27 protein-coding genes are annotated in these 23,294 nt (G+C 63.6%); 13 read left to right on the top strand and 14 right to left on the bottom strand.

Translation table 11 applies throughout. The annotated features are described in order from the left end of the window. Nucleotides 1-8: 8 nt before the first annotated feature. From ACGYKA_RS01220 to secG, 7 genes are all read right to left on the bottom strand, one after another. Nucleotides 9-785, bottom strand: a complete 777-nt coding sequence (locus tag ACGYKA_RS01220; protein ID WP_209219002.1) for an ABC transporter ATP-binding protein — start codon at nucleotides 783-785, stop codon at nucleotides 9-11. Nucleotides 786-896: 111 nt separating this feature from the next. Continuing rightward, nucleotides 897-1,337, bottom strand: a complete 441-nt coding sequence (locus ACGYKA_RS01215) for a TerB family tellurite resistance protein (protein ID WP_394409995.1) — start codon at nucleotides 1,335-1,337, stop codon at nucleotides 897-899. Between the two features lie 36 nt (nucleotides 1,338-1,373). After that, nucleotides 1,374-1,811, bottom strand: coding sequence for a TerB family tellurite resistance protein (locus tag ACGYKA_RS01210; RefSeq protein ID WP_209219000.1), 438 nt, complete (start codon nucleotides 1,809-1,811; stop codon nucleotides 1,374-1,376). Nucleotides 1,812-1,896: 85 nt separating this feature from the next. Then, entirely contained in the window at nucleotides 1,897-2,190 is a 294-nt protein-coding gene (locus tag ACGYKA_RS01205) for a DUF1330 domain-containing protein (RefSeq protein WP_067261008.1), read from the bottom strand. 3 nt (nucleotides 2,191-2,193) lie between these two features. Next, nucleotides 2,194-2,985 carry a 23S rRNA (adenine(2030)-N(6))-methyltransferase RlmJ gene (locus ACGYKA_RS01200; protein ID WP_394409998.1) on the bottom strand — a complete coding sequence of 264 codons (792 nt, stop codon included), beginning with the start codon at nucleotides 2,983-2,985 and terminating at the stop codon, nucleotides 2,194-2,196. Nucleotides 2,986-3,299: 314 nt separating this feature from the next. After that, nucleotides 3,300-4,943 carry a CTP synthase gene (locus tag ACGYKA_RS01195; protein ID WP_067262354.1) on the bottom strand — a complete coding sequence of 548 codons (1,644 nt, stop codon included), beginning with the start codon at nucleotides 4,941-4,943 and terminating at the stop codon, nucleotides 3,300-3,302. Between the two features lie 180 nt (nucleotides 4,944-5,123). Continuing rightward, nucleotides 5,124-5,489, bottom strand: coding sequence for a preprotein translocase subunit SecG (gene secG / locus ACGYKA_RS01190; RefSeq protein WP_067262351.1), 366 nt, complete (start codon nucleotides 5,487-5,489; stop codon nucleotides 5,124-5,126). A 341-nt stretch (nucleotides 5,490-5,830) separates the two neighbouring features. Here secG and nthA point away from each other — a divergent pair, with 341 nt between their 5' ends. From nthA to ACGYKA_RS01165, 5 genes are all read left to right on the top strand, one after another. Then, complete coding sequence (gene nthA, locus ACGYKA_RS01185) at nucleotides 5,831-6,448, top strand: nitrile hydratase subunit alpha (protein WP_394410001.1); 618 nt, start codon at nucleotides 5,831-5,833, stop codon at nucleotides 6,446-6,448. Then, the gene (gene nthB, locus ACGYKA_RS01180; RefSeq protein ID WP_394410004.1) at nucleotides 6,445-7,119 is read left to right on the top strand and encodes a nitrile hydratase subunit beta; all 675 of its coding nucleotides are present in this window, start codon (nucleotides 6,445-6,447) and stop codon (nucleotides 7,117-7,119) included. The genes nthA and nthB overlap by 4 nt, the downstream gene beginning before the upstream one ends. After that, complete coding sequence (locus ACGYKA_RS01175; protein WP_394410007.1) at nucleotides 7,116-7,442, top strand: nitrile hydratase accessory protein; 327 nt, start codon at nucleotides 7,116-7,118, stop codon at nucleotides 7,440-7,442. The genes nthB and ACGYKA_RS01175 overlap by 4 nt, the downstream gene beginning before the upstream one ends. 80 nt (nucleotides 7,443-7,522) lie before the next feature. Beyond that, nucleotides 7,523-8,818, top strand: a complete 1,296-nt coding sequence (locus tag ACGYKA_RS01170; protein WP_394410010.1) for an adenylosuccinate synthase — start codon at nucleotides 7,523-7,525, stop codon at nucleotides 8,816-8,818. A 4-nt stretch (nucleotides 8,819-8,822) separates the two neighbouring features. After that, complete coding sequence (locus tag ACGYKA_RS01165) at nucleotides 8,823-9,050, top strand: DUF2842 domain-containing protein (protein WP_067262328.1); 228 nt, start codon at nucleotides 8,823-8,825, stop codon at nucleotides 9,048-9,050. 58 nt (nucleotides 9,051-9,108) lie between these two features. On the opposite strand, the gene ACGYKA_RS01160 is transcribed toward ACGYKA_RS01165, so the two are convergent. Beyond that, the gene (locus ACGYKA_RS01160) at nucleotides 9,109-11,292 is read right to left on the bottom strand and encodes a hypothetical protein (RefSeq protein ID WP_394437720.1); all 2,184 of its coding nucleotides are present in this window, start codon (nucleotides 11,290-11,292) and stop codon (nucleotides 9,109-9,111) included. A 53-nt stretch (nucleotides 11,293-11,345) separates the two neighbouring features. On the opposite strand from ACGYKA_RS01160, the gene ACGYKA_RS01155 reads away from it, so the two are divergent. After that, nucleotides 11,346-12,041 (top strand): thiamine pyrophosphokinase, encoded by a 696-nt coding sequence (locus ACGYKA_RS01155; RefSeq protein WP_394410014.1) that lies wholly within the window; start codon nucleotides 11,346-11,348, stop codon nucleotides 12,039-12,041. Here ACGYKA_RS01155 and ACGYKA_RS01150 read toward each other — a convergent pair. Both ACGYKA_RS01150 and ACGYKA_RS01145 read right to left on the bottom strand, forming a co-directional pair. Next, nucleotides 11,977-12,903 carry a DMT family transporter gene (locus tag ACGYKA_RS01150; RefSeq protein ID WP_271687855.1) on the bottom strand — a complete coding sequence of 309 codons (927 nt, stop codon included), beginning with the start codon at nucleotides 12,901-12,903 and terminating at the stop codon, nucleotides 11,977-11,979. The genes ACGYKA_RS01155 and ACGYKA_RS01150 overlap by 65 nt on opposite strands. Before the next feature lie 237 nt (nucleotides 12,904-13,140). Beyond that, nucleotides 13,141-14,535: a diguanylate cyclase gene (locus ACGYKA_RS01145; RefSeq protein ID WP_394410016.1), complete on the bottom strand. Its 1,395-nt coding sequence runs from the start codon at nucleotides 14,533-14,535 to the stop codon at nucleotides 13,141-13,143. Nucleotides 14,536-14,633: 98 nt separating this feature from the next. On the opposite strand from ACGYKA_RS01145, the gene ACGYKA_RS01140 reads away from it, so the two are divergent. Together ACGYKA_RS01140 and ACGYKA_RS01135 are read left to right on the top strand one after the other, a co-directional pair. Beyond that, nucleotides 14,634-14,918, top strand: coding sequence for a DUF3572 domain-containing protein (locus ACGYKA_RS01140; RefSeq protein WP_271687853.1), 285 nt, complete (start codon nucleotides 14,634-14,636; stop codon nucleotides 14,916-14,918). Then, nucleotides 14,909-15,604 carry an HAD family hydrolase gene (locus tag ACGYKA_RS01135; protein WP_394410018.1) on the top strand — a complete coding sequence of 232 codons (696 nt, stop codon included), beginning with the start codon at nucleotides 14,909-14,911 and terminating at the stop codon, nucleotides 15,602-15,604. Before ACGYKA_RS01140 ends, ACGYKA_RS01135 begins: the two co-directional genes overlap by 10 nt. 7 nt (nucleotides 15,605-15,611) lie before the next feature. On the opposite strand, the gene ACGYKA_RS01130 is transcribed toward ACGYKA_RS01135, so the two are convergent. From ACGYKA_RS01130 to ACGYKA_RS01120, 3 genes are all read right to left on the bottom strand, one after another. Then, a complete protein-coding gene (locus ACGYKA_RS01130) occupies nucleotides 15,612-16,133 on the bottom strand; it encodes a DUF421 domain-containing protein (protein WP_271687850.1) in 522 nt (173 codons plus the stop codon). Further along, nucleotides 16,133-16,780, bottom strand: coding sequence for a DUF998 domain-containing protein (locus ACGYKA_RS01125; protein WP_394410020.1), 648 nt, complete (start codon nucleotides 16,778-16,780; stop codon nucleotides 16,133-16,135). Before ACGYKA_RS01125 ends, ACGYKA_RS01130 begins: the two co-directional genes overlap by 1 nt. Nucleotides 16,781-16,847: 67 nt before the next feature. Further along, nucleotides 16,848-16,994 carry a hypothetical protein gene (locus ACGYKA_RS01120; RefSeq protein ID WP_394410022.1) on the bottom strand — a complete coding sequence of 49 codons (147 nt, stop codon included), beginning with the start codon at nucleotides 16,992-16,994 and terminating at the stop codon, nucleotides 16,848-16,850. 192 nt (nucleotides 16,995-17,186) lie between these two features. Between ACGYKA_RS01120 and ACGYKA_RS01115 the strand changes: the two genes are divergently transcribed. From ACGYKA_RS01115 to ACGYKA_RS01100, 4 genes are read left to right on the top strand one after another with little or no spacing between them, the layout of a single operon-like run. Next, a complete protein-coding gene (locus ACGYKA_RS01115; protein ID WP_209218981.1) occupies nucleotides 17,187-17,771 on the top strand; it encodes a heme NO-binding domain-containing protein in 585 nt (194 codons plus the stop codon). Next, nucleotides 17,768-18,793 carry a diguanylate cyclase domain-containing protein gene (locus tag ACGYKA_RS01110; protein ID WP_394410026.1) on the top strand — a complete coding sequence of 342 codons (1,026 nt, stop codon included), beginning with the start codon at nucleotides 17,768-17,770 and terminating at the stop codon, nucleotides 18,791-18,793. Before ACGYKA_RS01115 ends, ACGYKA_RS01110 begins: the two co-directional genes overlap by 4 nt. A gap of 44 nt (nucleotides 18,794-18,837) precedes the next feature. After that, the gene (locus ACGYKA_RS01105; RefSeq protein ID WP_394410029.1) at nucleotides 18,838-19,929 is read left to right on the top strand and encodes a glycosyltransferase family 2 protein; all 1,092 of its coding nucleotides are present in this window, start codon (nucleotides 18,838-18,840) and stop codon (nucleotides 19,927-19,929) included. After that, nucleotides 19,926-20,858 (top strand): glycosyltransferase family 2 protein, encoded by a 933-nt coding sequence (locus tag ACGYKA_RS01100; RefSeq protein ID WP_394410032.1) that lies wholly within the window; start codon nucleotides 19,926-19,928, stop codon nucleotides 20,856-20,858. Before ACGYKA_RS01105 ends, ACGYKA_RS01100 begins: the two co-directional genes overlap by 4 nt. Nucleotides 20,859-20,860: 2 nt before the next feature. Here ACGYKA_RS01100 and ACGYKA_RS01095 read toward each other — a convergent pair whose 3' ends face one another. Continuing rightward, nucleotides 20,861-21,607, bottom strand: coding sequence for a WecB/TagA/CpsF family glycosyltransferase (locus ACGYKA_RS01095; RefSeq protein WP_394410035.1), 747 nt, complete (start codon nucleotides 21,605-21,607; stop codon nucleotides 20,861-20,863). Between the two features lie 150 nt (nucleotides 21,608-21,757). Between ACGYKA_RS01095 and ACGYKA_RS01090 the strand changes: the two genes are divergently transcribed. Beyond that, nucleotides 21,758-23,251: a hypothetical protein gene (locus ACGYKA_RS01090; RefSeq protein ID WP_394410038.1), complete on the top strand. Its 1,494-nt coding sequence runs from the start codon at nucleotides 21,758-21,760 to the stop codon at nucleotides 23,249-23,251. Nucleotides 23,252-23,294: the final 43 nt, after the last annotated feature.

The raw sequence follows: 23,294 nt of genomic DNA, 5'->3' as shown, positions 1-23,294 counted from the left end.
GTTCTTGTTTACGCAGGCTGGGTTGCCGAAAGGAACCCACGCAGACGTTCCGATTTGGGCGCGCCGAAGACCTCTTCGGGCGTCCCTTGTTCTTCGATCAGACCTTGGTGCAAAAAGACGACATGATCGCTGACATCGGCGGCCAGTTTCATGTCGTGGGTCACGATCACCATCGTGCGCCCCTCTGCGGCCAGATCCTTGATAACCTTGACGACTTCCTGCTCCAACTCGGGGTCGAGCGCGCTGGTGGGCTCATCAAAGAGCAGCGCCTCGGGCTCCATGCAGAGCGCGCGGGCAATGGCGGCGCGCTGTTGCTGGCCGCCGGAGAGCTGAGCGGGGTAGACATCGCATTTGTCGCCGATGCCGACCTTTTCCAGATAGCCACGCGCGGCGCGCTCTACCTCCGCCCGGTCGCGGCCCAGCACGGTCAGCGGCGCTTCCATCACGTTTTGCAGGATCGACATATGCGCCCAGAGATTGAACTGCTGGAAGACCATGGACAGGTTGGTGCGGATGCGCAGCACCTGTTTGGCGTCCGCCGGGCAGCGCTGGTGGCCGTCGCCCTTCCACCGCACCGGTTCGCCCTTAAAGATCACCTCGCCCTGTTGGCTGTCTTCCAACAAGTTGCAGCAGCGCAGAAGCGTCGATTTGCCCGAGCCGGACGACCCGATGAGCGAGATCACATGGCCACGCGGGGCGGTCAGATCGACCCCTTTGAGAACCTCCAGCGCGCCATAGGCCTTGTGGAGGTTCTTGATCTGGATAACCGGGGTGTCTGTGGTCACGGAAACTGTCGCCAATCTGTCATTTCAGTGCGCTATAAAGCGACGAATCGACGGAAATTGCAACGCAGAGTTTGCCCCGCGTTGCATCACAGTCCCGGTGCTGACGCTAGGTCAGCTCTCTTTGGCAACACGCTGGCGCGCCATGGCGCTGTCGGTATCGGTGACGCCCAATAGGTTCGACACCAGCCGCAGCAGCGCGTCTTCTTCGTCGGAGCGGCTGCCGTCGGCCAGAACCACCTGCCAAAGCGCCTCGATGACCTCCAGCCGGTGCTCATAGGGCACCGCATCTTTGATCGCGCGGGTAAAGCGCACGGTGTCGGGGGCTTGGGCCTCCAGCGCCTCGGCCTCTTTACGCAGGGCGGTGGCGTCGGCCTCGTTCAGGCCGTAGCGCTCGGCGGCGATCCGGTCGATCAGGCGCCGCTCGCTCATCGCGTAGTCATTGTCAGACCGGGCGATGCGCACCAAAAGCGCGGTCAGCGCAAGGCGGGCGTCATTATCGGCCAATGGATCGGGTTCGGGCTGGGTCAGCCGTTTGAGAAAGTCACCAAACATATATGCGTCATCATCCTGCTGCGGGAAAAGGGAATGTCATAGCGTGTTCAAAGCGTTAGCTCGGGCTGCGGCCATATCCTCATCCGACAGGCCAAGGGCGGTTTCGATGGCGACAAGCTGGATCTCCTCGTCATCGTTGCGCGCCCCGTCAGAAAGGGCCACCTGCCACATCGCCTCGCCCAATGCCTTGCGGTCGGCATAGTCGACCTCTTCGCGCAGGATGCGGGTGAACTCCGGCGTGCCGGGGGCGTCGCGCTCTAGCGCTTCGCAAGTGGCGCGCAGTTTCGCCGCCTCGATGGGTTTGAGGCCAAAGGTCTGCGCCAGAATGCGGTCGATCTGGCCGATCTCGGAGGCGCGGTAGTTGCGATCGGCAAAGGCCACACGCACCAAAAGCGCGCCCAGTGCCAGTTGGGCATTGGGCTGCGGCAAGGGTTTCGGCTGTGCCTTGCGGCGGGGGAACAGTCGGTTCAGCATGGGGCTCACTTATCGCAGGAAACAGGGTCGCCATAGAGGAAACTGCGCATCGGGGGCGCAGGTTCCTGCAAGGGGCCACATGGGCTTAGCCGTCATAGCCCTCGACGATGACCAAAGACCCGTCCGCCACGTTCAGGCGAATGTCTTTCGCCCGCTGGTAGCCGGGGCTTTCGTAACAAGCGACCGCATCGGCGTAGCTGTCGAATTCCAAAACAACGGTGCGGGCGCGCATCTGCCCTTCGCGGATCTGCTGGGTGCCGCCGCGGACAAGGAAGCGCGCGCCGTAATCCGCAAAGGGTTTGGCATTGGCAGCACGGTATTTGTCGTAAATCGCAGTGTCGTGGATATCCATGGTGGCGATCCAATAGCCCTTTGGCATTTGTTATCTCTCCTGTTGGGTCAAGGTGGTGAAACGGGCGGTGAGGTTCTGTGCCTCATTGTCGAGCCCGTAGGGGGGATTGATCACGAACATGCCCGAGCCGACCATGCCATGCCCGGGCCGCGCGGGCGGAAAGCGCACTTCGTGGCGCAGCGCATCGGGGTGGTTGGCGGTGAGCTTGTCGAGCATCGGAAGATGCGCGCGGTTTGTCAGGATTGGATACCACAGGGCGATGATGCCCACGTTCCAAGCGCGGTTGAGTTTGGCGATCTGGCGGGGAATGGTCTCGTAATCGGTTTTGATCTCGTAAGAGGGGTCGATCAGCAGCATCCCCCGGCGCGGTGTGGGCGGGGTCAGGGCAAAGGCCATCTCGAACCCGTCGCTGAGGTGGCATTTCGCCGGATAGGGCGACATTGCCAGATCAAGGGCGCTGTGCTCTTGCGGGTGCAACTCGGCCAGATGGATGCGGTCATCGGGGCGCAGCAGTTTGGCGGCCAGCAGGGGAGAGCCGGGGTAGGCGCGGGGGCCGTGGGCCTCGCGCAGCGCTTCCAGAACCTGTCTGTAGGGGTGATCGGGGGCGAACCAATCGCGCACCTTGTCGATGCCCTGCCGCGCCTCGCCGGTCTTTTCCGCCGCCGCATCCGACAGGTCATAGAGCGCCCGGCCTGCATGGGTTTCCAGATAGGTGAGCGGTTTGTCCTTGCGGGTAAGATAGGACAGCATCCACGCCAAAAGCGCATGTTTCTGCACGTCTGCAAGGTTTCCGGCGTGGTAGATGTGTTGATAGCTCAGCATGGCCTAGCTGTAGCGGAGTGGTTGGCGGGTGCAACGTGAAAGAGGGGGGAGGGCCAGCGCCTGTCCGCGGGTGGGCGAACCAAACCGCGATCCATGCCACTTTATGGTGCTACCGTGATGTGTTCTCGCAGAAGTACGCGCCCGTCGCGAAATCGCCTACCCGACGCACCGCAGGTGCGCCGAATGAATGATGGCACGCCTACGGCGTGGCGGGCGGGCAGGCGATGGCCCGGCGCCTGCGGCTTGATTCCGGGCCTTTTAGTGGTTGCCCGGCAGAAAAAAGGCCCGGCGCAAAACGCACGGGCCTCAAAAGCTTATACCAACCGCGAGACATCCTTGGCGGCGCGCACGAAATCCTTGAACAGGGGGTGCGGGTCAAAGGGCTTGGACTTCAGCTCAGGGTGGAACTGAACGCCGATGAACCACGGGTGATCCGACCATTCCACGATCTCAGGCAGCTTGCCGTCCGGCGACATGCCCGAGAACTTCAGCCCGGCCTTCTCAAGCTGGTCCTTATAGGCGATGTCGACCTCGTAGCGGTGGCGGTGACGCTCGTCGATGGTGGTGGTGCCATAGGCTTCGGCCACGCGCGACCCTTCAACCAGCGTCGCGTCATAGGCGCCCAGGCGCATGGTGCCGCCCTTGTCGTCATCGACTTTCCGCGCCACTTTGTGGTTGCCCTGAACCCATTCCTTGAGGTGATAAACCACCGGCTCGAAACGCTTTTTCCCTGCTTCATGGTCGAACTCTTCCGAACCCGCCGTCTTCAGGCCCGCCACGTTGCGCGCCGCTTCGATCACGGCCATCTGCATGCCAAGACAGATGCCCAGATAGGGCACCTTGTGCTCGCGGGCGTATTGCGCGGCCTTGATCTTGCCCTCGGTCCCGCGCTCCCCAAAGCCGCCGGGGACGAGGATCGCGTGGAACCCTTCAAGATGCGGACCGGGGTCTTCGCTGTCGAAAATCTCGGCGTCGACCCATTCGACCTTGACCTTCACCCGGTTCGCCATGCCGCCATGGGTTAGTGCCTCGGCGATGGATTTATAGGCGTCTTCAAGCTGGGTGTATTTGCCGACGATGGCGACTTTGACTTCGCCCTCGGGGTTGTAAATGCGGTCGGCCACATCTTCCCAACGCGACAGGTTCGGCTTGGGCGCGGGGGTGATCTGGAAGGCATCCAGAACCGCCTGATCCAGCCCCTCGCGGTGATAGGCGAGCGGAGCTTCGTAGATCGATTTCAAATCCTGCGCGGCGATCACCGAATCCGGGCGTACGTTGCAGAAGAGCGCCAGCTTCTCACGCTCCTTGGCGGGGATCGGCCCTTCGGAGCGGCAAACCAGAATGTCGGGCGCGATGCCGATGGAGCGGAGTTCTTTGACCGAGTGCTGCGTCGGCTTGGTCTTCAATTCGCCGCTGGCCTTGACGTAGGGCAGCAGCGTGAGGTGCATGAAGATACACTGGCCGCGCGGCTTGTCTTGGCTGAACTGGCGGATCGCCTCGAAGAAGGGCAGCCCCTCGATATCGCCCACGGTGCCACCGATTTCGCAAAGCATGAAGTCGACCTCATCGTCGCCGATGTCGATGAAGTCTTTGATTTCGTTGGTAACGTGGGGGATCACCTGAATGGTCTTGCCCAGATAATCGCCGCGGCGCTCTTTCTCTAGCACGGTGGAGTAAACCCGGCCCGAGCTGATGCTGTCGGTCTTGCGCGCAGCAACACCGGTGAAACGTTCGTAATGCCCAAGGTCGAGGTCGGTTTCTGCGCCATCATCGGTGACGAAGACCTCGCCATGCTCGAAAGGCGACATCGTGCCGGGATCGACGTTCAGATAGGGGTCCAGCTTGCGCAGACGCACCGAAAAACCGCGTGCCTGAAGCAAGGCACCCAAAGCCGCCGAGGCCAGACCCTTGCCCAGCGACGAGACCACACCGCCTGTGATGAAGATATAGCGTGCCATGTGATCGGAGACCCCCCGTGAATTCAAAGTTTGTTGCAGGCAAAAACCAGCCAAACGCGCTGCGGAAAACCGCAACACCACGGGATTTAAGCCTTACAGGATTCGTGCGTTTGAGGCAAGGCCCGCCGCAACATACAGTTGCGGAACCGGGCCGTGCCTCAAGGTTTTGTGTTCGTTAGCTTAATCGGCCGCAGGGACCAGCGGTGTGTTGCCATCCGCGGAAGGCGGCAGCAGATCGTCGCCCGCGGGCAGAGCCGGGCTGCCATCTTGGCTCTGGGCGGGCGGTGTCGCGCTCAGCCGGTCGATGACCGACGAGCCTGCGGATTTTTCCGCTGCGATGATGGTCAGCGTGATCGACGTGGCGATGAAACCGGCGGCGAGCGCCCATGTCACCTTGCCCAGTGCCGTGGCCGCCGCGCGGCCCGAAACGGCACCGCCGCCACCACCGCCCATGCCAAGGCCGCCGCCCTCGGACCGTTGCAGAAGTACCACGGCGATCAGGCCAAGAGCCAGAATCAGGTGAATGATCAGAACGACATTTTCCATGGGTACGACAGCTTTCGGTTTTGGTTGGCGGGTATCTATTCGTCTTTGCCCATGGGGGCAAGGGTGGATTGCCGCCGGGTGATGATCGGATCAGGAGGGGGAGGCCTAAGGGATCAAAGGCACGAGCAAAGACCGCCGCATGGGGGCGACGGTCTTTTGAAGCAGTACTCAACCACAATATGTAAGAGGGCTATCCTGGAATTAAGGTGGTGCAGACTCGCTTCGTACCCTCATCATAGCATGAAATGCGGGCAAATTCGCCCATATTCTTTGCAGAGAAATGAAGGGATTGCCCGTGATCGGCGATGGACAGCCGAGTGCCGCTGGGGCAGTCTGCCGCCATGCCACATGATCATTCGGACCACGACCACCCCCATGCCCTGCTGCCGCCCGAGCCTGCGCTCAGGGTCAAGGCGTTGGAGACGCTGCTGACGGCCAAGGGGCTTATCGACCCCGCCGCCTTGGATGAGATCATCGACACCTATGAAAACCGCATCGGCCCGCGCAACGGGGCCGAGGTCGTCGCCCGCGCCTGGAGCGATCCTGACTTTCGCGCGGCGCTGCTTGAGGATGCGACCGCCGTGGTGGCCGAGATGGGGTTCTTCGGGCGGCAGGGCGAACATATGGTCGCGGTCGAGAATACGGATGAGGTGCATAATATCGTCGTTTGCACCCTGTGCTCTTGCTACCCTTGGCCGCTTTTGGGCATCCCGCCGGGCTGGTATAAATCCGATGCCTACCGTGCCCGCGTGGTGCGCGAGCCGCGCAAAGTGCTGGCTGAATTCGGCGTCGACCTGCCCGAAGAGACCGCCGTGCGCGTTTGGGATTCGACGGCTGAGGTGCGTTATCTGGTGATCCCGCAACGCCCAGCGGGGAGCGACGGCATGGATGTCGCGGCGCTGGCCGATCTTGTCACCCGCGACAGTATGATCGGCACCGGATTGGCCAAAGCGCCATGACCCGCGTGCATGACATGGGCGGGCGTTTCGGTGATGGCGCGGTGACGCCTGAGGGCGAAGACGTGGTCTTTCACGCCGATTGGCACCGCCGCGCGCTGGCGCTGACCTTGGCCACGGGGACGTTGGGCAAATGGAACATCGACGTGTCGCGCCATGCCCGCGAATGTCTGGCCCCGACCGATTACATGCGGTTCAGCTATTACGAGAAATGGATCGCCGGGGTGGCCGATATGCTGGTCGCGCGCGGGGTGGTCAGCCGTGAGGAACTCTCGGGCGAAGCCGCGCCCACGCCCAGCCCGCTGGCGGAAAAGGCGCTGAAGGCGCCGCAGGTGGCCGGGGTGCTGGCCCGTGGTGGTCCGGCGGATCGCCCCTCGGACGTCACGCCGCTCTTTGCGCCGGGCGACAGGGTCGTCACCCGCAAGCAGCCGGAAAACACCATCGTTCCGGGCGGGCACACCCGGCTGCCCGCCTATGCCGCGGGCGCTTCAGGGCGGGTGCTGCGGTTGCATGGCGCGCATGTTCTGCCTGATAGCAACGCCCATGATCTGGGCGAAGCGCCGGAGCCGCTTTACGCGGTGGCCTTCCCGGCCTCTGAACTTTGGGCGCATCCCGAACATCCCCGCGATGAGGTCGTGCTCGACCTCTGGCAAAGCTATCTGGCGGCCCCATGAGCGCCCCGGAACCCGTGTTCGAGGCGCCATGGCACGCGCAGCTTTTCGCGCTGACGGTGCATCTGAACGAGAGCGGCCTTTTCGACTGGCCCTTCTGGGCCGACCGCTTTGGCGCGACTTTGGCGCGCCACGGGCTGGCGCGCGCGTTGAACGGCGGGGAGGACTATTTCAACGCTTGGCTCGAAACCCTCGAAACCCTGTTGATCGACGCGGGCCATGCCCGCCCCGGTGACCTGCGCGCCCTGCGCGATGGGTGGGAGGCCGCCTATCTCAGCACCCCGCATGGCGACCCGGTGCATCTGAAGGCAGGGCAAAGCGTCTAAATCCGCTCCCGCGTTTTTTCGAGTTTCACACGCCTGCCACTGTCGCTATACGGGCGCGGGACATCGCAAAGGAATATATCATGGCCAATGTCGTCGTTGTCGGCGCCCAATGGGGTGACGAGGGAAAAGGCAAGATCGTTGACTGGCTCAGCGAACGCGCCGATGTGATCGCACGCTTCCAAGGCGGGCATAACGCGGGCCACACTCTGGTCATCGACGGCAAGGTCTACAAGCTGCATGCGCTGCCTTCGGGCGTGGTGCGCGGTGGCAAGCTGTCGGTCATCGGCAACGGCGTGGTGCTGGACCCGTGGCACCTGCTGAAAGAAATCGAGACGATCGAAGGGCAGGGCGTTGAGATCAACCCCGAGAACCTGATGATCGCGGAGAACACGCCGCTGATCCTGCCGTTCCACGGCGAACTTGACCGCGCCCGCGAAGAGGCGGCGAGCAAGGGCACCAAGATCGGCACCACCGGGCGCGGCATCGGGCCGTGCTATGAGGACAAAGTTGGCCGCCGCGCCATCCGCGTGGCCGATCTGGCCGACGCCGCGACATTGGAGGCCCGCGTCGACCGCGCGCTGCAGCACCACGACCCGCTGCGCAAGGGGCTGGGGGTCGAGGCCATCGACCGCGACGCGCTGATCGCGCAACTGCAAGAAATCGCTCCGAAAATCCTGCGGTTCGCCGCCCCCGTTTGGAAGGTGCTGGCCGAGAAGCGCAAAGCGGGCAAACGCATCCTTTTCGAAGGGGCGCAGGGCGCGCTTCTCGACATCGACTTTGGCACCTATCCCTTTGTCACGTCGTCGAACGTGATCTCGGGGCAGGCGGCGACCGGCGTGGGCCTTGGCCCCACCGCCATCGACTATGTGTTGGGCATCGTGAAGGCTTACACCACCCGCGTCGGCGAAGGCCCTTTCCCGACCGAGCTTGAAGATGCGGATGGCCAACGTCTAGGTGAGCGCGGCCATGAGTTCGGCACCACCACCGGGCGCAAGCGCCGCTGTGGCTGGTTCGACGCGGCGCTGCTGCGCCAGACCTGCGCGACTTCCGGCATCACTGGCATCTGTCTGACCAAGCTCGACGTGCTTGACGGCTTCGAGACGCTGAAGGTCTGCGTGGGCTATGAGTTGGACGGCGAACGGCTGGACTATCTGCCCACCGCCGCCGAGCAGCAGGCCCGCTGCACGCCGATCTACGAAGAGCTGCCAGGCTGGTCCGAATCGACCGAAGGCGCGCGCAGCTGGGCCGATCTTCCGGCCAATGCGATCAAATACGTGCGCCGGGTCGAAGAGTTGATCCAATGCCCCGTGGCCCTCGTCTCGACCTCGCCGGAGCGGGAGGACACCATTCTGGTGACCGACCCTTTCGCGGACTGATCTGATGGCGCTGAGCTACAAGGCGCGCCGCCGTTGGGCGTTGGTGATCCTGCTGATCGGGCTGCCGAGCTATATCGCCGTGGCGGTCTGGACGGTGGCCCAGTTCGACCGCCCGCCGGTGCTGCTTGAGCTTGGCATTTACGTCGCCCTTGGCATCGTTTGGGCGCTGCCGTTCAAATTTGTCTTTCGGGGCATCGGACAGGCCGATCCCGATGCGGAAGACGATCGTTAAAACCCAATAAAAAAGCGCCCCGCGGGGCGCTTTTTCGTAATCAGCGGTGGGCCGTGGTTTAACCCACGGCGCGGTGATCGGGGCGATAACCGATCTCATCCGAGACGGTGAAACGCCCGCCTTTGATCTTTTCGATCTTCCCTGCGCGCAGCAGTTGACCGAAGGAGCGCAGCCCGTCTTCGCGGGTGAAATCCGGCAGGCCGATCGAGCGGACCTTGCCCATCAACTGCGGGCGGGAGAATTGGTCACGCCCCTCGACGAAAGACATGTAAGATGCCGCTGCCTCAAGCAGTTCGGGCAGTTTGGTGGCACCCATGTCGGCGGCGAAATCGGCAAAGCTTTCGGCATCGGGGTTGGTTTTGACCGGCTCGACCACGGCGGCCACCCGGCGCGGACGCACGGGGCCCGCGCTGCGCAGCTTGTCGACATCGATGCGCTGTTCGGCCACCAGTTTCAGCGGGGCGGAACGGGCATCGGCCTTGGGCCGCTCGGTCCGGGCCGGGCGGGTGACGGGGCGGCGCGGGCGGACCACATCGGCCAAGTCTTCGCGGTAGGCGTCATCCGAGGTCGCGGTGGTGGCGCGGCCACCCATTGCTTCGTCGGCTTTCTTGGCAGCCACGGCGGCGCGCAGATGGGCAAAGGCATCGCGGCGCGTGGTGCTTTCGGCTTCGTCCATCTTGCTGTCGGTTTCCGCCATCAGGCGCGACATGTCGGGGCCGGTCTCATCGTCGATGGTGGGCAGGCTGTGACGGGCCGCTTGGGCTGGCTCGGGCTGCTCTTTGACCGGCTCCGCTGCGGCTTCGACCTCTTCGGGCTCTTCCTGAGCAGGCGCCGCTTCCGGCTCGGCCATCTCAACCGCAGGCGCAGGCGTCTCTTCGGCCTCTTGCGGGTCGGCGCCACCGAGTTCGGCTTCCAAAGCGGCCAATTCGCGGGCCAGCTCGTCTTCATCCTCGGGCGACAGGGAAGAGCTGCGTTTTTCCTCTGTCTTCGCGGCAGGCGCCTTTTGCGGTGCCGGGTCCGAGACCTCTTCAAGATCGCCCCGCGCCACGGCGGCTTCGAGATGCGCGCGCTTGACCTTGATCACGCGCCCTTTGCGCGGCAGGTCGGCGGCGTCGATTTCCGGTGCGGCTTCGGCTTGGGCTTCGGCCTCAGGCTGTTCATCGGCCTCGGCGTCGAACAGGCTCTCGTCGGTCTCGGCGCTTTCCGCCTCATACTCCTCTTCGGCCTCAAGCCGGTTGAGGATATCGGCGAGATCGTCGTCCTCATCCTCCGCAGCCTCCTGCGTCATTTCGGTCGCTTCATCGGCCTCCAGCGCGTCTACGATGTCACGGCGGGCGGCGGCGATGGCGGCTTGGCTCTCTTCCGGCGCTGCTTGCGTTTCGGCGGTGGCGCGGGCGACGGGCGTGGCTTCTTCCTCGTCATAGCCAGCCGCTTCGTCTTCGTCCTGCTGGGCGACGACGGCGCGGATGCGCTGCAGCTTCGCAGCGATGCTGTCGGCAGGGGCGGCGCTTGCGGCGGGCAGCTCTTCGACGCTGGCCTCCTGCGCTTCGTCCTCAAAATGAGTCTGCGGCTGCGGGCTGGCGGCAAAGAAGGCTTCGGCTTCGTTGGTGTCCTCGGCTTCGGCAGCCGGTGCAGGCTCTAGGGCAGGCGCGGGCTCTACGGCAGGCGCGGGCTCTACGGCAGGCGCGGGCTCTTCAGCGGTCTCTGCGATCTGGGGTTCCGGTGTGGCGGGCGCTTCCACGGCGGCGGTGTCGGCGATCTCGGCCTTGAGGGGGGCGGGGGCCTCTTCCTCTACCGGTGCAGGCTGTGCTGCGACGGGGGCTTGCGGCGCTGCGGCCTCAGCTTTAGCCGGCGCGGCGGCGGGGGCCGCCGCTGGAGGCGCTTGGGCCGGAGCTTCGGCGCTTTGGTTCTCCAGCGCGCTCAGTACGATCTTGCCTTCTTGCTCGCGGGCTTGCACCCGGCGGGAAACTTCGCGCTGCGCGATCCGGGCGAGCATCTCGGCATCGGGTTGCGGTGGTTCGGCACCGAAGTAGCGGTCATCCGAGGCCAGATCGCGGAAATACTCGGCAATGGCCTTCATCGTGCCGAAGGAATCGTCGAAGCCTTCCAGCGTGCACGAAAAAGTGCCATAGGAGACCGTCAAGATTTTGTTGCTGTTCATCATCGGATGCTCGTCCTCTGCGGTGTTGCAGGTATCGTTTACCACGATGTCCAAGACCAAAGCGGCTCGAATCTGTGCCATTCAACGTATGATTTCAAGGCAAGATTAAGGCAGATTTCCAAAAGGGGCATTAATTGACCACTTCAGAGCATATCGTAAGGGAGGAGGGGCCAGTCACGCTGCTCGGCGGCGGAGTGGTCTTTGCGGGGGACATTGAAGCGGCGCTGGCGCTGGCCCCGACCTGCGTGGCGGCAGACAGCGGGGCTGCGGTGGGCGTGGCGGCGAGGGTGGAACTGGCCGCGGTCATCGGTGATCTGGATTCCGCCCCGGCAGAGGTCTTGGCCCAAATCCCGGCCGCGCGGCGCCACCGCATCACCGAGCAAGAGAGCACCGATTTCGACAAGGCGCTGACGCGGATCGACGCGCCGCTGGTGCTCGGGGTCGGCTTTACCGGGGCGCGGTTGGATCATCAGCTTGCGGCTTTCAACACGCTCGCGACCCATCCGCATCGCTCCTGCATCTTGTTGGGCGCGCATGAGATCGTGCTGCTTGCCCCGCCGCGGATCGCGCTGCCGACGGCGGCGGGCGATGTCGTCTCACTCATGCCTCTGGCCCCGGTGACGGGGCGCAGCCAAGGGTTGGAATGGCCAATCGACGGGCTGGATTTCGCGCCGGGTGGCCGGATCGGCACGTCGAACCACGCCTTGGGGCCGGTCACGCTTGAGATCGATGGCCCTGATATGCTGCTGATTCTGCCGCGTCGTCTTATGGCGCCACTGGCGGCGCAACTGCTGCGGCCAGAGCACGCGCCGTGGCCCGCTCGCGCATGACGATGTAGAGCCCCGCACCGACGGTGATCAGAATGCCCAGCCCTGCCAGTGGGTTGGGCAGGTCGGAAAAGATCAGCAGCCCAAGCAGCGTGGCAAAGGGAATTTCAAGATATTGCATCGGCGCCAATGTGGCCGAGGGGGCAAAACGCAGCGACCAGGTCATCAAAAGATGCGCCACCGTGCCCAGCACCCCGATCCCGAGCAGGAGGGTCCAGTCGAGCGCATCGGGTTGGATGAGCCGAAGCGGCGCGATCTGCGTCATGGTGCCAAGCGCGAGGAGCGGCAGGATCATCACCACCGCCATGACCCCGCTGACGGCCTGCAGGCTGATCGGATCGGTCTCTTTCGCGATTTGGCGCGTCACCAGCATGAAGAAAGAAAAGACGACCGCCACGACGACGGGCAGCAGCGCGGGCCAGCCGACATTGGCAAAGCTCGGCTGCACGATCAAAAGCGTGCCGAGAAAGCCCACGATGCTCGCGCCCAAACGTCTGGGGCCGACCTCTTCGTTCAGGATGAATTTGCCGAGCAGCAGCATGAAGAAAGGCATGACAAATGCGATGGCGACCGCATCGGCGAGGGGCAGGTATTTCAGCGCGGTGAACATCGCCGCGATGCCCGCCATATGCAAAAGGGTTCGTAGAAAGGTCAGCCGTAACACCCGGCCCCGCATCCGCCAGATGCGCCCGGAGTACCAGACGATGGGGATCAGGATCAGCGCCTGAATGGCAAAGCGGAGCAGCACCACCTGCCCCAAGGGGACCGAAGCGCCCAGTAATTTGGCCACCGCATCGCCCACGGGGGCGACGATGCAGAAGCCCATCATGAGGGCTATTCCAATGAGGGGTCGATCCTGTTGCATTGCGTTACGCTAAGGAAGCTTTGTTGCAAATGCAATCTTTGGTTGAAGTTTGGTTGCTGTTGTCTCGTGCTTGTTCGCAGAGGCAGAGGCAGAGGCAGAGGCAGAGGCAGAGGCAGAGGCAGAGGCAGAGGCAGAGGCAGAGGCAGAGGCAGAGGCAAAGGTCCGATCAGCACCCGCTCTTGAAGGCAGTCAACGCTGTGCACCTTCTAGCGGCAACGCGCCCCGCCTATCCGAATCTCAGGCCGCGGGGCGGCTCAGGTTCACCCGATTCCGGCCATGGGTTTTCGCCGTGTAAAGCGCCCGATCCGCTCGCGCCATCAAGGCTTCGGCTGACAGCGGGTGGCCTTCCTCTTCCACTGGGCCGACGGAAAGACCGATGCTGATGGTCACATGGATCGGCTGGGGCGTGCCGGGAACGACAAAGCCGCGATTGCCGATATCGGCACAGATGGCCGCCGCCGTCTTCTCTGCATCCGCAAGACCGGTGCCGGGCATGACGATCAAGAATTCTTCCCCCCCGATCCGGGCCACAAGGTCCATGCCGCGCAGGTTGTTGCGCAGCCGTTCCGCCGTTTGCACCAGAACGGAATCCCCCGCGGCATGGCCGCAACGGTCATTGATGCCTTTGAAGTGATCCAGATCGGCGACCATCACCGAAAAGGGGCGGGCGGTCGCAACGGCATGTTCCGCGATATGGTCCAGATGGGGCAGGGCATAGCGGCGGTTGTGCAGCCCTGTCAGCGGGTCGAAAACGGCGGCCTTCAGCCCCGTGCGCACCGTGTCGCGCAGTTGGTCCGTCATTCGCTTGCGGCGCAAGATCGCATGCAGGCGCAGCGCCATTTCCGCCGGGTTGAAACCTTCGGTCATCAAATCATCCGCTCCCAGATCAAGGGCGGTGGCGGCAAGCGCCGCATCCGGGGCCAGTTGCACCACCAGCAGCCCGGTATGGCGGGTCTGGGCGTTGGCCCGGAGCGTCGAGATCAGACGCAAGGCTGCCGTGGCGGGCACGGGGTCTTTTGGCAGAACCAAAACGAAAGCGTCGGGCGGTCCATTGGCGGCGGCGGCGCGAATGGCCTCCTCCGGATTGGCGAGGGTGAGGCGCGCGCGCAATTGAGGGCGGAGTTGTTTCGCCCAATTCACGCTTACCGCGCTGTCGGAATGGATGATCACACAGTGGCTGCGGGCGGTGAATTCCGCCGCAGGCTCCGCCAGCCCTAGCGCGCGGGTCGTATCCTCGCGCATTTCCCATTCGTCCGCCGCGTTGCGGGCGCGGATGAGGCTGCGGGTCCGGCCCAACAGCAACGTGCAATCGAGCGGTTTCAGCAGTACATCGCTCGCCCCCGCTTCGAGTGCTGTAAAACGGTCGACGGCCTGATCGCTATTACCGATGGCCAAAACCGGGAGCTGTGCGGTATCGGAAGTGGCTTTGAGCGCGCGACAAAGGTCCGCCGCCCCGCCACCCGGCAATGTCAGCGCGCAGATCACCAGATCCGGCGGGTTTTCCCGCAGGCAGGCCAAAGCCTCTTCCATGTCTTCGGCCTGAACGACGTGATAGTATGCCGCACAAAGCTTGACCTTGAGGGCGATGCGATTGGTCGCGATCGCATCTGCAATAAGGATGGTCCCTTGCACGACAACTCCTTCACCGTACAAATCAGTTTGATGCGAAAGTCTTTGCCCCCTAATGGTTAACAAAGGGTTTCCAACCTTCAGCAAAAGACGGTTTTCCAATGTCCTATACCCAAGACACCGCTGAGACTTTGGCGCTTCAGGCGCTGGGCTGGCTGGCGGCGAATGATGATCTGTTGCCGGTGTTTCTGGGCAGCACCGGTGCCTCCGAGGCGGACCTCAAAACACAGGCCAGTGACCCTATTTTTCTGGGCGCTGTGCTGGACTTCCTGATGATGGACGACGCGTGGGTGATCGGGTTTTGCGACCATCTGGCAATCCCCTATGAGCGGATCATGCAAGCTCGCGCGGCGCTGCCCGGGGGGGAGCAGGTGCATTGGACTTAAGAAATGTTAAAGCGCTGCTGTTCGACAAGGATGGCACGCTTTTCGACTTTGCCGCGACGTGGGAGCCTTGGGCCGAGGCCTTCTTGCTGCGGGTCTGCGAGGGGGATCGCGGGCTGGCCGCACGGGTGGGCGCGGGCATTGGCTTTGACCTCGCCACGCGCCGTTTCGCCCCGGACAGCATCGCCATCGCCGGCACGCCGCAGGAGGTGGTCGATGCCTTGGTCCCGCATTTCCCGGACCGGTTGCCAGCGGATCTGTTAGACATCATCAACGCCGAAGCCAGCGCCGCGCCACAGCGCGAGGCGGTGCCGCTAAGACCGTTTTTGCAAGGGCTCCGCGACCGGGGTCTGCGCTTTGGCGTGGCGACGAACGATGCCGAACACCCCGCGCGGGCCCATCTGCTGGCGGCGGGGGTGGTCGATATGTTCGACTTTATCGCAGGATTTGACAGCGGCCATGGGGGCAAACCTTCGCCGGGGCAGTTGCACGCCTTTGCCGCCCATGTGAACCTTCCGGCCGCCTCTGTCGCGATGATTGGGGACAGTGTTCACGATCTGGAGGCCGCGCGGGTGGCGGGGATGCTGCGGGTCGCGGTGCTGACCGGCCCCGCCACGGCGGAAGACCTCGCCCCATACGCCGATCTGGTCTTGCCGGATATCGGCCATTTGGCGCAGCGCTTGGCCTGAGGGCGCTTTATTTTTCGACCATGCGCGCGCCTTCGAGCAGCCCCTCTTCAAGGGTATCGCCATGCAGGACCGAGATATCGCCCGTGGTCTCCAACACCACGGCGCGCACATCAGAGAAGCGCAGCGCATTGGCCTCTCGCAACTTGGCGATCAGATCGGCGCGCGCGACGCGGGTCTCGCTGAGGGCGGCATCGAAAATCTCACCCTCCCGCATCAGGATCACGGGTTCGTTCTGCACGGCCTGCTCAAAGCTGTCGGAAGCCTGCCGTATTTTCGCGATGACGAATTGCGCGCCGAGCAGGGCGGAGATGGCCAAGGTCGGCTGGGCGAACTCCGGCCATGTGGTGGCCTGACAGGCGCCCGCGAGCAGCGAGCCGGTGGCGACCGTGGCGACAAAGTCAAAAGCGGTCATCTTTGAAAAGGTGCGCAGCCCGATGACCCGGACCACGATGATCACCCAAGTCAGCGCAATGGCCGAAAGCAGCAGCGCCCGGGCGAGGATATCCAGCGGGACGTGATCAAAGAACATCAGCCATGCCCCCCATTCAATGCCCGGCCACGTTGGATAAAGAACCGCCCCAGCAGCACCACCATCGCCATGGCGATCAGGCCCAGATAGCGCTCATAGACGCCATCGATCCCGGTGGGCAGAAAAAAGAACGGCGGGGCCGAGACCAGCCAGAGGAGCGAGATCACCTTGAGCGATTTGGCAAGAAAGCTTGATATATCGGCGAAGCCTCTCGACAGCAGCCAAGGCACGGCGAGCATGATCAGGCCGAGCGCGTAAACCAGATAGATATGGATCACCACACCATCGGAATCGCGGTCTCCGTATTCGTTGCGCGCGCCCACTAGAAAGACGATGAGCCCCAGCAGGGCGAGCCCGATGGTGGCGATGCTCCACCAGCGGTCGCCGAAATGCACATGGGCGCAAAGCAGGGCGCAGGCGATGAGCGCGGCGGAGAAGGCATAGATGCCGATGTCGACAATGAACTCATACCGTCCCGCGCCAAGATCGCTGATCGTATCGGCGATCCAATCGTGATCCGGCACGACGAAATCCGCGATCAGAATCGATACGGCGAATATCACACAGCCAAGAATGGCCACCCAGCCCAGACAGACCATAAACCCCGGCGCGCTGTGCTGCCGGGGTGCTGTGACGTCATTGTTCATGTTGCGTAACCCTTCTTGGCCGCCTTAGTCGGTCAAAGGTCCGACCCCGTGGTCGGACCCAAAGTTATCAATCCGAAAGGCGCGAGCGTTCTTCGGCGTTGGGGCTGCCTGCGGGAGCTTCGTCCAATGTGGCCTCGGGCCGATGCAGGTCTTCCTGAGATTTCTGGGGCGGTGTCTTATTCTCGTCCTTGGGGTGTTTGGGATCTTCGCTCATGGTACATCTCCTCGGGCTGGGGAGAGGCGGGGCATCGCCTCATCTTCCTCTGTCAAACGCGCGGCATATGGCGGCGGTTCCGCCTGCAGCAGGGCGCGCGCCCAAGGCAATTTCCCGACAACTGTATTCATCAGGTCAATCTTAACCACTGCCCCCGCAATCTGGGGTTGGGAAAATGGGAATGAGGCAATCATGCACGGGCTTATCAACCGCAGCATCCAAAACTACTTTTGCGCCAATTACGGGCAGAGGCTCTGGGCCGATGTGGCCGCGCGGGCCGGGTTGGATTTCACCGAATTCGAGGCGATGCTGACATATCCGGATCACGTCACCCCGGCGGTGCTCGAAGCGGTCTGTGCCGTGCTGGACAGGCCCCGGGCCGAGGTGATGGAGGATGTCGGCACTTTCCTCGTGGCGCAGCCGGGCTATGAAGCCGTGCGGCGCTTGCTGCGGTTCGGCGGGGTCAGCTTCAGCGATTTCCTGCAATCGCTCGACGATCTGCCGGACCGGACCCGCCTTGCCCTGTCGGAACTGCATCTGCCCCCGGTCGAACTGCGCGAAGACCCCGATGGCCAGTATTCCCTGATCTGTGAGGCGCCGATCGTGGGCTACGGCTATCTGATGATGGGGGTTCTGCGGGCCATGGCCGACGATTATGGCGCGCTGGTGCTGTTGGAGCATTGCGGGCGATCCGAAGGCGTCGAGGCATTGAAGATCATTCTGGTCGAGGCCGAATTCTCGGAAGGGCGCCGGTTTGAGCTTGGGGCGCGGGCATGAGTGGCGCAGGCCACGATCCGGCGGTTCTGGACAAGCTCTGCCCGATGCATCTGCTGCTCTCAGCCAGCGGCAGGATCCGCCACGCTGGGCCCACGATCCAGAAACTGCGCCCGCAGGCGCCGCTGGCAGGGCGGCGGTTTCTGGATACGGTCACCGTCAAACGGCCCCGTGGCATAGCGGGAATGGAAGACCTGCGCCGGGCCGCCGGGGTCAAGCTGCACCTCGCCTTTCGTGATGCCCCCCGGACCGAGTTGAAGGGCCTCCTGGTGCCGCTGGGGGGGCGGCGGTTGATCGTGAACCTCTCTTTCGGGATTTCGATTTTCGACGGGGTGCAGGACTATGCGCTGACCAATGCGGATTTCGCCGCCACCGATCTGGCGATCGAGATGTTGTACCTGATGGAGGCGAAATCCGCCGCGATGGAAGCCTCGCGCCGTTTGAACCTACGCCTGCAAGAGGCGCGGATCGCGGCGGAGGAACAGGCCTTTACCGATACGCTGACGGGGCTGAAAAACCGGCGCGCATTGAACGCGGTGCTGGAACGGTTGATCTCTGCCGGTGAGGGGTTTGCCGTGATGCATGTCGATCTCGACTATTTCAAAGCGGTGAACGACAGTTTGGGCCATGCGGCGGGCGATCATGTGCTGCAAGTCGTCGCCCGGATCATGCAGCAAGAGACGCGCAGCTCTGACATGGTGGTGCGTTTGGGCGGGGATGAGTTCACCGTGGTTCTGCCCGATGTGCGCAGCGAGGGCATCCTGCGCGGGATCGGCCAGCGGATCATCGACCGGCTCGAAGAGCCCATTCACTTTAAGGGCGAGGTCTGCAAAGTCTCTGCCAGCATCGGCACGGTCTGGATTCAGCGGGGGGACCGGCGATCGCGCGACGTGGTCTTGGCCAATGCCGATGCCGCGCTCTATGCCTCGAAACACGCAGGCCGGGCGCGGCATACCTTCTTTGACCCCGCCCTGCGCGCGGGGGGCGGGATGGTCGCCGCACCTGTCGAAAAGGGCGGCGGCTAATCGCTCGGGGGCGCTGCGGGGCAGGGCGCAAGGGCACGGGGACAGTGGACCGCGCAGATCGGCTGGCGTATCACAAGGGCATGAAATCGCCCCTGCATCTGTTCCGCCGCCTGCGCCAACGCCTGCACAACGCCCGCCGCCGCGCGCGTTTTGCCGCCTCCTTGCAGCATCTGCATGGGCCGAGCAAACTTGACACCGCCCCGGGCGAGGTGGTGCTGATCGCCTTGGTGCGCGACGGCAGCTATTACCTCGACGCTTTCTTTCGCCATTACCGCGCGATGGGCGTGCAGCATTTCGTCTTTATCGACAACGGCTCACGCGATGACACCATCGCCCGGATCAAAGCCCAAAAGGGCACGGTGATCGACCGTTGCACCCTGCCGTTGGCCGAATACGAAGACCTGATCCGCCAATACCCCGCGCAGACCTATGGCAAGGACCGCTGGTGTCTCTATGTCGATATGGACGAGATTTTCGATTTCGAAGGGCGCAGCCAGATCGGCATCAAGGGGCTGACAGCCTATCTCGACCGGCAGGGCTATACCGCCTTGGCGGCACAGATGCTTGAGATGTTTCCCAAAACCAGCCTCGCGGCGGCGGCGGGGATGCCGTACAAACAGGCGCTGCAATCCTTCCTCTATTACGACATCAGCGCGGTGCGCAAAATCGATTACCACAGCCCGGAGATTCCGTTCTCCGCCCTGCTGGCCGACAATGCGCTTTCTAACAAGGCGGTGAAATTCGCTTTCGGCGGCGTGCGTGGCAAGGTCTTTGGCGAGGATTGCTGCCTGACGAAACATCCGCTGATCTTCAATGGGTCCGAGGTTACGCTCGCGCCGCATCCGCATCTCTCTTCGGGGTTGCGGGTGGCGGATATGACGGCGGTGATCAAACACTATAAATTCGCCAATGACGCCGCCGCGCGGGATGCCGAGACGTTGGGCGCGGGCAACCTGTCTCATGGCGAAGACGCGCGGCGCATGGCGGTGATCGGGCAGAACCCCGATGTCTCGCTCTTCTCACTGGATGCGCGACGCTGGAACCGGGTCGAACTTCTCTATCGTGCGGGCTTTCTGGTGCCGTCGGAGGCCTATAGCGCCCATGTCGTCGCTTGGCGTGAAGAGCATGCCGCATGAGCATCGGTGCCGTCGTCATCGGCCGGAATGAGGGCGCGCGGTTGGAGCGGTCCTTGCAAGGACTGGCAGGGCAGGTGGCGCAGATCGTCTATGTCGACAGCGGCTCGACCGATGGCTCCGTCGCCATGGCGCGGTGGCTGGGGGCCGAGGTGGTCGAGCTTGACATGCAGCAGCCCTTCACCGCCGCGCGGGCGCGGAATGCGGGCATGGCGGCATTGGGCGAGGGGATCACGCTGGTGCAGTTCATTGACGGGGATTGCATCCTGCGAGACGGTTGGCTGGCGGTGGCGGAGGCCCATCTGAGCGCCCATCCGCATGTCGCCGTGGTCTGCGGCAGACGGCGTGAGGAAAACCCCGAGGCCTCTGTCTACAACAGGCTGATCGACCGCGAGTGGGATACGCCCGTGGGCGAGGCGCGCGCCTGTGGCGGTGACGCGCTGATGCGCTTGGACGCGCTGCGCGCCGTGGGCGGCTACCGGGCCGAGATGATCGCCGGGGAAGAGCCGGAGCTTTGCCAAAGGCTGCGCCGCGCGGGCTGGCAGATATGGCGGCTCGACGCCGAGATGACATGGCATGACGCGCAGATCACAAAGGTGGGCCAGTGGTGGCGGCGCAGCCTGCGTGCGGGCCATGCCTTTGCCGAAGGGGCCGCGCTGCATGGCCGCGGGCCGGATGGGCATTGGGTGGCCGAAACGCGCCGCGCACTACTCTGGGGGGCGCTTCTGCCCGCCGTGATCCTGCTCTTGGCGCTGGTGCTCCCTTGGGCCGGGCTTGGGCTGGCATTGCTTTATCCGCTGCAACTGTTGCGGTTGATGCGGCGGGGCGGGGTGGCTTGGGGCTTCTTCACCCTGCTGGGCAAATTCCCCGAAGCCTTGGGCGTGCTCAAATACCACATGCGCCGCGACGGGCGGATCATCGAATACCGCTGAGCCTAGCGCGCGCGCCATGCCGCAAGCGTCAATCGCGGCAGGATCGCGAAACAACGGGCATAGCGCGGCACCATCCGCGCCGGGCTTTGCATAGCCCGCCAAAGCCACTCCAAAGCCAGCATCCGCATCCATTTCGGCGCGCGGCGCTGCCGCCCGGCGAGGAAGTCCAACCCCGCCCCGATCGAGGCAAAGCCGACCCCCGGCGCTATGTCGCGCCCGCGTGCGGCAAGGATCTCTTGCTTAGGCGCGCCGAGGGCCAGAAAACAAAGGCGTGCGCCGCTTTGGGCGATCTCCCGCAGGGCGGTATCCGCCTCGGCACTTTCGGGGTCAAAGCCCATGGGCGGGGCGGCGATATGGCATATCTCCAACCCCGGCAGACGGGTCCGCAGGGCCGCTGCGGCCCCTTGCAGCGCGCCCTCATCGCTGCCGAAAAAGGCGACAGGCAGCGAGTGTGCGGCGGCCAATTCGCAAAGCGGCAGGATCAGATCGGAGCCGGGCATCAGCTCGACCGGCTGGTTGGCGAGTTGCGAAAGCCAGACCACGGGGCGGCCATCGGCCACGATGAAATCCTGCGCGCGATAGGCGGCGGCGAAGCCCGCATCGCGGGGCAATTTGGTCAGATGGTCGAGGTTAAGCGTGGCAAGGGCGAATCCCTGACCCGTGGCAAAGCGGGCGCGCAGGGCCTGAAACAATGCGGCCCGCGTCGCCACATTGACCTCCACGGCGGCAGTGCCCGTGCCATACTTCATGCCGCGCCTTCCGCTGTCGCACCACCACGGGCAGGCGAATGAGCATAAACTGCGCGATCTATCCCATTGATTTCATGTGCCATCTGTCAGCCACGCCCGCACCAAAGTGAACCTGCGGCAAAACTAGCGGGATGACAGGGCTGGGACCAGATGGTATTTTTGCCCGGCCCCATCCTGCCGCACCCCGACGCGGCTTTCGCGAAGGACGTCATGCCAAATCCCGTCGCCTATCTGATGTTGCTGATCTGGCCCTTCGTCTGTCTGGCCCTATTTCGGAACCTGCCGCTCCAGCGGGCGCTGATCTGGTCGATCCTCGGCGGCTATCTGTTCCTGCCCCCGCTGGCGGAGTTCAACCTGCCGCTGGTGCCGGGGCTCGACAAAGTGTCGATCCCGAACCTGAGCGTTTTGCTGATCATCTGGCTGGGCAGGCAGGAGAAATTGCAGCTTTGGCCCGCCTCCCGTGTGGCGGGGCTTTTGGTGCTGGGGCTGGTCTTTTCGGCGGTGCCCACGGTGCTGACCAATGGCGATCCGATCCTGTTTCAGTCGATCCGCGGCTTTGAGCCGATCCTTTTCCCCGTCGACACGCTGCCGGGGCTTTCGATCCGTGACATCGGGTCGGTGTTGATCGGGCAGGTGCTGATGCTGGTGCCCTTCCTGCTGGCGCGGCAGTTCCTTGCGGATGAAAAGGGGCTGCGGGAATTGCTCTTGGCCTTCATGGTAGGCGGGGTGATCTACTCCGTGCCTTCGCTGTTCGAGATCCGTTTTTCACCGCAGCTCAACACATGGATCTACGGGTTCTTCCAGCACTCCTTTGAACAGATGATGCGCAATGGGGGCTTTCGCCCCATCGTGTTTCTGCCCCATGCGCTGTGGCTGGCGCTGTTTATGTGTATCGCGCTGCTGTCGGCGGTGGCGCTGGCGCGGCAGACCCCGGTGATCGACCGCTGGAAGATGCTCTTGCTGGCGGCCTATCTCGCCGTGGTTCTGCTGCTGTGCAAAAGCCTTGCCTCGCTGGCCTATGCGCTGCTTTTGGTGCCGATGGTGCTGCTGACCCCGGCGCGGTGGCAGATCCGTCTGGCGGTGGTCTTTGCCATCGTGGCGGTGATCTATCCGATGCTGCGCAATGCCGGTCTGGTGCCGCTCGATGCGATCCTTGCACAGGCCGAGGCGATCAGCGCGGACCGGGCGCAATCGCTTGGCTACCGCTTTATGAACGAAGAGCAACTGTTGGCACGGGCCGCCGAGAAACCGTGGTTCGGCTGGGGCGGATGGGGGCGCAACCTGATCCGCGATGCGACGAACGGCAATATCCTGTCGATCCCCGATGGCCGCTGGATCATCGTTTTCGGCACTTTCGGCTGGCTGGGCTACCTATGCGAGATGGGCCTTCTGGCGCTGCCGATCATCCTCGTGGGGCTGCACCTCTACCGGATGGGCGATGCGAGCCTATCCCCATGGCTCGCACCGCTGCTATTGATCCTTGGCATTACCATGATGGACATGTTGCTTAATGCCACGCTGACCCCGCTCACTTGGCTCACGGCTGGGGCGATCCTTGGCCATGCCGAAGGGTTGGCGGCGGCGCGCAAAGGGTGGAACAGGATCGACGCCCCCGCGTTGAACGCAAAGCGGACGGTTTTCTAAACCGCGACCCATTCACGGCGCTGTGAAGTGATTTTGGCCGAAA

Origin of the sequence: Sulfitobacter sp. 1A15106, assembly GCF_043556995.1 — a bacterium.
GTDB classification, from domain to species: Bacteria; Pseudomonadota; Alphaproteobacteria; order Rhodobacterales; family Rhodobacteraceae; genus Sulfitobacter; species Sulfitobacter faviae.
Note: the sequence above shows the minus strand (reverse complement) of the source record. Positions and strands in the feature narration are given on the sequence as shown.

Coding starts and splice junctions, on each gene's coding strand:
- ACGYKA_RS01215 (WP_394409995.1), bottom strand. CDS start 1,337: ATGTTTGGTGACTTTCTCAAACGGCTGACCCAGCCCGAACCCGATCCA.
- ACGYKA_RS01210 (WP_209219000.1), bottom strand. CDS start 1,811: ATGCTGAACCGACTGTTCCCCCGCCGCAAGGCACAGCCGAAACCCTTG.
- ACGYKA_RS01205 (WP_067261008.1), bottom strand. CDS start 2,190: ATGCCAAAGGGCTATTGGATCGCCACCATGGATATCCACGACACTGCG.
- ACGYKA_RS01200 (WP_394409998.1), bottom strand. CDS start 2,985: ATGCTGAGCTATCAACACATCTACCACGCCGGAAACCTTGCAGACGTG.
- ACGYKA_RS01195 (WP_067262354.1), bottom strand. CDS start 4,943: ATGGCACGCTATATCTTCATCACAGGCGGTGTGGTCTCGTCGCTGGGC.
- secG (WP_067262351.1), bottom strand. CDS start 5,489: ATGGAAAATGTCGTTCTGATCATTCACCTGATTCTGGCTCTTGGCCTG.
- nthA (WP_394410001.1), top strand. CDS start 5,831: ATGCCACATGATCATTCGGACCACGACCACCCCCATGCCCTGCTGCCG.
- nthB (WP_394410004.1), top strand. CDS start 6,445: ATGACCCGCGTGCATGACATGGGCGGGCGTTTCGGTGATGGCGCGGTG.
- ACGYKA_RS01175 (WP_394410007.1), top strand. CDS start 7,116: ATGAGCGCCCCGGAACCCGTGTTCGAGGCGCCATGGCACGCGCAGCTT.
- ACGYKA_RS01170 (WP_394410010.1), top strand. CDS start 7,523: ATGGCCAATGTCGTCGTTGTCGGCGCCCAATGGGGTGACGAGGGAAAA.
- ACGYKA_RS01165 (WP_067262328.1), top strand. CDS start 8,823: ATGGCGCTGAGCTACAAGGCGCGCCGCCGTTGGGCGTTGGTGATCCTG.
- ACGYKA_RS01160 (WP_394437720.1), bottom strand. CDS start 11,292: ATGGCACAGATTCGAGCCGCTTTGGTCTTGGACATCGTGGTAAACGAT.
- ACGYKA_RS01150 (WP_271687855.1), bottom strand. CDS start 12,903: ATGCAACAGGATCGACCCCTCATTGGAATAGCCCTCATGATGGGCTTC.
- ACGYKA_RS01140 (WP_271687853.1), top strand. CDS start 14,634: ATGTCCTATACCCAAGACACCGCTGAGACTTTGGCGCTTCAGGCGCTG.
- ACGYKA_RS01130 (WP_271687850.1), bottom strand. CDS start 16,133: ATGTTCTTTGATCACGTCCCGCTGGATATCCTCGCCCGGGCGCTGCTG.
- ACGYKA_RS01125 (WP_394410020.1), bottom strand. CDS start 16,780: ATGAACAATGACGTCACAGCACCCCGGCAGCACAGCGCGCCGGGGTTT.
- ACGYKA_RS01120 (WP_394410022.1), bottom strand. CDS start 16,994: ATGAGCGAAGATCCCAAACACCCCAAGGACGAGAATAAGACACCGCCC.
- ACGYKA_RS01115 (WP_209218981.1), top strand. CDS start 17,187: ATGCACGGGCTTATCAACCGCAGCATCCAAAACTACTTTTGCGCCAAT.
- ACGYKA_RS01110 (WP_394410026.1), top strand. CDS start 17,768: ATGAGTGGCGCAGGCCACGATCCGGCGGTTCTGGACAAGCTCTGCCCG.
- ACGYKA_RS01100 (WP_394410032.1), top strand. CDS start 19,926: ATGAGCATCGGTGCCGTCGTCATCGGCCGGAATGAGGGCGCGCGGTTG.
- ACGYKA_RS01095 (WP_394410035.1), bottom strand. CDS start 21,607: ATGAAGTATGGCACGGGCACTGCCGCCGTGGAGGTCAATGTGGCGACG.
- ACGYKA_RS01090 (WP_394410038.1), top strand. CDS start 21,758: ATGGTATTTTTGCCCGGCCCCATCCTGCCGCACCCCGACGCGGCTTTC.